The sequence below is a fragment of the Hydrogenophaga sp. genome, assembly GCF_026125825.1.
Lineage (GTDB): Bacteria > Pseudomonadota > Gammaproteobacteria > Burkholderiales > Burkholderiaceae_C > Hydrogenophaga.
Genome location: NZ_JAHCKK010000145.1, coordinates 1 through 6,619 on the forward strand (window position 1 = coordinate 1; position 6,619 = coordinate 6,619).

Annotated in this window: 4 protein-coding genes; 1 reads left to right on the top strand and 3 read right to left on the bottom strand. The window is 71.9% G+C overall.

Translation table 11 applies throughout. The features are described from left to right. Positions 1-3,793, bottom strand: a 3,793-nt coding sequence (locus KIT86_RS23600; RefSeq protein WP_297402948.1) for a type I polyketide synthase, incomplete at its 3' end; no start/stop codon positions are given. Further along, a complete protein-coding gene (locus tag KIT86_RS23605; protein ID WP_297402949.1) occupies positions 3,790-4,569 on the bottom strand; it encodes a thioesterase II family protein in 780 nt (259 codons plus the stop codon). The genes KIT86_RS23605 and KIT86_RS23600, both read right to left, overlap by 4 nt. A gap of 390 nt (positions 4,570-4,959) precedes the next feature. On the opposite strand from KIT86_RS23605, the gene KIT86_RS23610 reads away from it, so the two are divergent. Then, positions 4,960-5,661: a 4'-phosphopantetheinyl transferase superfamily protein gene (locus KIT86_RS23610; RefSeq protein ID WP_297402950.1), complete on the top strand. Its 702-nt coding sequence runs from the start codon at positions 4,960-4,962 to the stop codon at positions 5,659-5,661. 6 nt (positions 5,662-5,667) lie between these two features. On the opposite strand, the gene KIT86_RS23615 is transcribed toward KIT86_RS23610, so the two are convergent. Next, a partial coding sequence (locus KIT86_RS23615; RefSeq protein ID WP_367185464.1) for an acyltransferase family protein occupies positions 5,668-6,619 on the bottom strand: 952 nt, incomplete at its 5' end.

Below are 6,619 nucleotides of genomic sequence, written 5' to 3' on the forward strand. Positions count from 1 at the left end.
TGGCGGCCGCGTAGTTGGCCTGCCCCGCCTGCGCCACCAGGGCACCGGTGGAGGAGAAGGTGACGAAGAGGTCGAGATCGGGCAACAGCTGGTCCAGCCAGCGTGCTCCGTCCAGCTTGGGCCGCAGCACCGCGTCGAAGGCCTGCGGGTCCATCTGGCTGGCCAGCCGGTTGTCGAAGGTGCCGGCGGCGTGCACCACGCCCCGGATCGCCGGCCAGGCCTCGGCGGCGTAGCGCGCGAGGAAGGCCTGCAGTTGCGCCTTGTCGGCCACGTCCACGGCGGCCACGTGCACCGAGGCACCCAGGGCTTCGAGCGCCCGCACGGCCGCCACGCGCCGGCCTTCGGCGCTGGCCGGGTCAAGGGCGCTCCAGTGAGCGCGCTCTGGCAAAGGCGTGCGGCCCAGCAGCACCAGGCGCCGCGCCCCACCCTCGACCATGGCGCGGGCCACGCGGGCGGCCACGCCACCCAGCCCGCCGGTGATGAGGTAGGTCGCGTCGGCGCGCCAGGCAAACGGCTGCGCCCCGGGTTCGCGCTGCGCACGCACCAGGCGCAGGACATGGCGGTAGGGGCCGCGCCAGGCGACCTGGTCTTCGCCGTCCCCGCACAGCAGGTGGTCTGCCAGCGGGCCCGCGCCGCGCGCGGCATCGAAACTGGCGCCGAGGTCGACCAGCCCGCCCCAGTGTTCGGGGTGCTCCTGGGCGAGCACGCGGGCACTGCCCCAGAGCGCGCCTTGCAGCACCTGCACGCGCTCACCCGGCTCGACGGCCTGGGCGGCCTGGGTGATGAACCAGAGGCGGGCCGATGAACCGGCGTGGCGCAGCGCCCGCAGCGCCCTCAGGGGAAGCTGGGGCGTGGCGGCCTCCTCGGGGGCCCAGAGCACGACATGGTCGCAGGCCTGCGCGAGCGCGGTTTCCAGCCCGGCCAGGGGCACGCCGTGCGCCTGCATGCCGGCGCCGCGCAGCGCGGCCGCCAGGGCGTCGCCCGTTTCACCGGCCACCAGCCAGCGCGACGGGCGCACCGCGCTGTCGTGGGCCGGGTCGCTCGGGACCCATTGCAACTGGTACAGCCAGTCCAGCGAGGCCGCGTCCGGCTTGCGGATCGGGCCGGTTGCGCCGGCGGCGTTGAAGGTGGGCACCTCGACCACATCGGCCCAGTGCCGTTCGCGCTGCCACGGGTACGCCGGCAGGTCGACCCAGCGGCCCGTCGCCGGCTGGCTCGCGCGCCAGTCCACGGCCACGCCGTGTGTCCAGAGCGCGCCCAGGGCCGCCATGGCACCCAGACTGGCCGGCTCGTCGCGGTGGCCGCAGGCCACGGTGGCGATCTCGCGCGCGGCGATCTGAGCGGTCTGCTGCAGCGAGGGCAACAGCACCGGGTGGGGACCGAGTTCGACGAACACGGTGATGCCATCGGCCAGCATCTGCTCGACGGTGTGCGAGAACAGCACGGGGCGCCGAAGGTTGTCCGCCCAGTAGGCGGCGGGCATCTCGCTGCCCTCGACGCGGCGCGCGCGCACGGTGGAATACAGCGGGCATTGCGCGGCCGAGGGCAACAGGCCTTCGAGCTGCGCGGCCAGTTCCTGCGCGAGCGGCTCCATCTGCGGGCTGTGCGAGGCCACGTCCACCTTCACCAGGCGGCAGAAGATCTGCTCGCCTTCGAGCTCGGCCATCACCGCCTGCACCGCCCCGGGCTCGCCCGAGATGACGCTGGAGCGCGGGCTGTTGCTCACCGCCACGGAGAGCCGGTCTTCGCGGCCGTGCAGGCGCTGGCGCGCCTCCTCCATCGACAGCTCCACCAGGGCCATGGCGCCCAGGCCGCTGACGCGGCGCATGAGGCGGCTGCGCGCGCACACCACCTGCATGGCCTGCCCGATGTCCAGCACGCCGGCGATGCAGGCCGCGCCCACCTCGCCCATGCTGTGGCCGACCACCGCGTCGGGCTCGACGCCCCAGGAACGCAGCAGCGCCGCGTAGGCGATGGCCAGGGACACCAGCACCGGCTGCACCACGTCGATGCGATCGAGCGGCGCCTCGGCGGTGCCCGGTTCGGCCTGCAGCTGGGCCAGGATCGACACATCCAGGTAGGGCCTGGCGGCGGCGTCGCATTGCGTGAGGACGTCGCGAAACAACGGCTCGGTGGCGATGAGCTGGCGTGCCATGCCGCTCCATTGCGCGCCCTGCCCGGGCACGACGAAGGCGACCCTGGGCCGCTCGCCGGGGCGCGCCTGCACCGGCTCGCCTTCGCCCGAAGCGAAGCGCTGCAGGGCCTCGCGCAGCGAAACCGCGTCCTGCGCGGCGAAGGCCGCGCGCACGTCCAGCGCCGAACGCCGCAGCGCGGCGGCACGGCAGACATCGTCCAGCGCAGGCGCCTGCTCCTGCGCGAGCCGATCGGCATAGCGTGCAGCCAGCGCGCGCAAGGCCTCCGGGCGCCTGGCGGACAACGCAAGGACCACCGACGGCCTTTGAACGGCAGGCCCGGCCGTCACCTGGGCGGCCGGGGCCTCCTGCAGGACCACATGGGCATTGGTGCCCGCGATGCCGAACGAGTTGACACCCGCCACGCGCGGGATGTCCGACGCCGGCCAGGGCGCGAGCGAGGTCGGCACGCGAAACGGCAGCTCGCCCCAGGGCACGCCAGGATTGGGGTTCACGAAATGCAGGCTGGCCGGCACCGCGCCGTGGTGCAGCGAGAGCGCCGCCTTGATCAGCCCGGCCACGCCGGCCGCGCCTTCGGTGTGGCCGATGTTGGTCTTGACCGAACCGATGTGGCAGGTGCTCTGCGCCCCGCGCGCGTCGCCCAGCACCGCGCCCAGCGCGGCGATCTCCACCGGGTCGCCCGCGCGGGTGCCGGTGCCGTGCGCTTCCACGTAGGACACCTGCGAGGCGGCCACGCCGGCGTCGCGGTAGGCCGCGCGCAGCATTTCCTCGTGCCCGACGCGGCTGGGGCGACCCATCACGCCGCTGCTGCGGCCATCGTTGTTCACCGCGCTGCCGCGGATCACCGCGTAAATGCGGTCGCCGTCGCGCACCGCATCCGCGAGGCGCTTGAGCACCACCAGGCCAGCGCCTTCGCTGCGCACGTAGCCGTCACCCGAGGCGTCGCCGAACTTGCAGTGGCCATCGGCGGCCATCATGCGGCTCTGCGAATAGCCGATGGTGATGTGCGGCTGCAGGATCATGTTCACGCCGCCGGCCAGGGCCAGGCGCGCTTCGCCGCTGCGCAGGCTGCGCACGGCCAGGTGCACCGCCGCGAGCGAGGAGGAGCAGGCCGAATCGATCGTCAGGCTCGGCCCGCGAAAGCCATACACGTAGGAGATGCGGCCGGAAGAAGCGTAGCGACCGCTGCCCAGGGTGGACGGAAAGTCGATGGCCTCGGGGTGGGCGAACAGGCGGGATTCGAAATCGCTGACCCACTGACCGATGTAGACCGCCGTCTCGCTGCCTTCGAGCTGCGGCACGTCCAGGCCGGCGTCTTCCAGCGCTTCCCAGGCGATTTCCAGCAGCACGCGCTGCTGGGGATCGATCACCTGCGCCTCGCGCGGCGAAATGCCGAAGAATTCGGCATCGAAGAGGTCCATGCGATCGAGGAAGCCCCCTCGCCGCGACATCATGCGGCCCGGGGTCGCGGGCTGCGCGTCGTAAAACCGGTGGAGGTCGATGCGGTCCGCCGGCACCTCGCCGATCGCATCCTGCCCTTCGCTCAGAAGCCGCCAGAAGCTCGCGGGGTCGATCACCCCCCCCGGGAAGCGGCACCCGATGCCCACCACGGCGACGGGCTCGTTCGCGCCGTGGGTCATGCCGGGGTCTCGCGCGGCCGGGCCTGGGCCAACAGCGGCGCGAGCGTGGCCAACACGTCGGCGAGCAACGGGTCTTTCTGCGCCTGAAGATAGAAATGGTCGCCCGGGAGCACCCGCACGCGAAACGCGCCCTGGGTTTCGCCGCGCCAACCGTCCAGGTGCGCGCGCGGCGTGAGCGGATCGTCCGAGCCGCCAAACACCGTGACCGGGCAGGCCAGCGGCGGGCGCGAAGCCGGCGGGAGGTGGGTCTCCAGCGCGTGGATGTCGGCCCGCAGCGCGGGCAGCAGCAGCGCCAGCAGCTCCTCGTGCTCGGCCACCTCGGGCGGGATGCCGCCATAGCGGCGGTTGATCTCGGTCACGAAATCCTTGTCGGACAGCACGTGCAGCAGCGGATCGGGGTTGGGCCAGTGCGGCGGGCGCCGGCCCGAGACGAACAGGTGGCGCGGTGCCGGCGCGCCGGTGGCTTGCAGCGCGCGCGCCACTTCACTCGAGAGCACGGCGCCCATGCTGTGGCCGAAGAAGGCGAACGGCAGATCGAGGTGGGGCTGCAACACCGACGCCACAGCGCTGACGAGCTCGGGCAGGTGCGTGATCGCCGGTTCGTTCAGGCGGTTGGCCCGGCCGGGCAGCTGGATCGCACAAAGCTCCAGATCGGCGGGCAGCGCCAGCGACCAGGGCCGGTACACGGCCGCGCCCACACCGGCATGGGGGAAGCAGAACAGGCGCGCGCGCGCCTGCGGCCTGGGCACGAAGCGCTGCAACCACAGGCTGTTCATCGCACGCCCCGCCACCAGGCAGGAAGAATGGGCGTCCCGATGGTCACGGTCGTTCCGCGATCAGGATGTGAGGCGGTCCAGCGTTTCATCGTGTCGTCCCTTGCGGTTCACCCCCCGCGACCACCGCGCGGCAAGGCGTGAACGTCTCTGCCTACAAGAAGGGGTGATGTTACCAAACGTAGCACAGTGACAACTCGTAAGTGCAGGAGATTAAGTGCATTTCCGCACACTCGCGCCATCGAGCCGTGGGCTCGGACTGGGCTGCCGCGTGGCGGCCCGGGTGTCCGTGCCACTATAGACGACCCCTGTTTCCTTTCAGCCCGTGAATATGACCCTTCGAGCACCCGCCGTCGCCGCCTGCGTGCACCCCGTACCCGCCCGTTGCACGCCATGACCGCGACGCAGCTCCCCTCGCCTGCCGCCTCTGGCATCACCCTCTGGCTGGTCGACCTGAGCCTGCCCCCGTCGGACCCGGGCGACCCCGAACAGACGGCGCTGCTGAGCGAGGCCGAAAGGGGCAAGGCCAGCCGCTTCCATTTCGAGCGCGATGCGCGCCGTTACCGCGCCAGCCACACGGCGCTTCGCCAGCTGCTGGCCCAGGCGACGAACAAGCCGGCCCGCAGCCTGACCTTCGTCGAAGGCTCGTTCGGCAAGCCCCGCCTGTGGGGCGGCGAGCGGCCCTACTTCAACATGAGCCACAGCGGCGACTGGGCGCTGATCGGGTTTTGCGACGAGGCACCGATCGGGGTGGACATCGAGGTGCCGCGCGACATGAGCGACCTGGAATCGCTGGCCCAGCGCAATTTCTCCGCCGCCGAGTTCCAGGCTTTGCTGCAGATCGACCCGCACCAGCGCCAGGAAGCCTTCCTGCGCTGCTGGACGCGCAAGGAAGCCTGCCTCAAGGCCCTGGGAAGCGGCCTGTCCATCGAGCCCTCGGTGTTCGAGGCGGGGATCGAGGCCGCGCCAAGGGTCACCTCGATCCATGTGGGCACAGAGGCCTGCGGCATGGAGGTGTACAGCCTCCACCTGCCGTTGCGCGGCCTGGCCGCCTGCGCTCGCCTGGCGCCAGGCGCTCGCGGCCTGGCCATGTAGCGGTCGTCAGGCGCCTGCGCCAGGCCGGCGCTCGCGGCGCCACCCCGCGCCGGCGCTCCACAGGCGCAGCAGGCACGCCCGGTACCAGCCGCGCCGCAGCTCGCCCACCTGGGCCAACGCCCAGGTGACCGCGAGCACCGCCATCAGGAGCGCACCGTACAGGCCCCAGCCGGGCTGCGACAGGCCCAGGGCGCTGGCCAGCACCAGCACGGTGAAATGGATCAGGTAGAAGCTGAAGGTGAAGCCCGCGAGCCGCTGGATCCACCGCGCCCCGCCCCCCCGGAAGTCCCATTCGCAACGCGCGCATCCGACGACAAAGCCCGCGAAGATCAGGCCCACCACATAGTCCGACAGCACATGGACCGTGGAGCCCGGGTCGAACGGCATCGGCAGGACCTGGCTGAACCAGGCATACGCGCGGCGGGAGGCCTCGTCGGTCAGGCCGCGCAAGCCCGACAGGAAAAACACCAGATAGGCCACCACCGCCAGGCCCATGAGCGCGCGCGCGGCGCGCGGACCCAGCCGCACGCCGGGCAGGCGCTGCTGCAGCCAGACGCCCAGCAGCCACACGGGCAGCAGCAGCACGATGCGCGGCCCCATCACGACCAGCACGCCGATCAGCGCGACCCAGCGCAACCGCCCGCGCACAAACAGGGCCACGCCAAACAGCACGTAGTACCAGAACTCGTAGCCGAGCGACCAGTACGGCGCCATGCTGAAGGGCTGGATGGCGCCAAACCACGTTTCTCCCAGGAAGAGCCAGTGGAACGGCAGGTAGAACCAGAGCCTGGGGTACTGCCAGTCCGGCGTGTAGAGGCCCGGGTTGAACCGCATGCCCACCAGGTCGATGGCCAGCGCCAGCAGCACCGCGGGCAGTGCCACGGAGTACACGCGCGAGAGGCGCGCCAGCGCGTACTGCCCCCCGCTGAGGGCGCGATCGCGCGTGGTGTGCGCGATC

Bases quoted from the DNA above. Each gene is read 5' to 3' on its own strand.
- KIT86_RS23605 (WP_297402949.1), bottom strand. From the start codon at position 4,569: ATGAACAGCCTGTGGTTGCAGCGCTTCGTGCCCAGGCCGCAGGCGCGC.
- KIT86_RS23610 (WP_297402950.1), top strand. From the start codon at position 4,960: ATGACCGCGACGCAGCTCCCCTCGCCTGCCGCCTCTGGCATCACCCTC.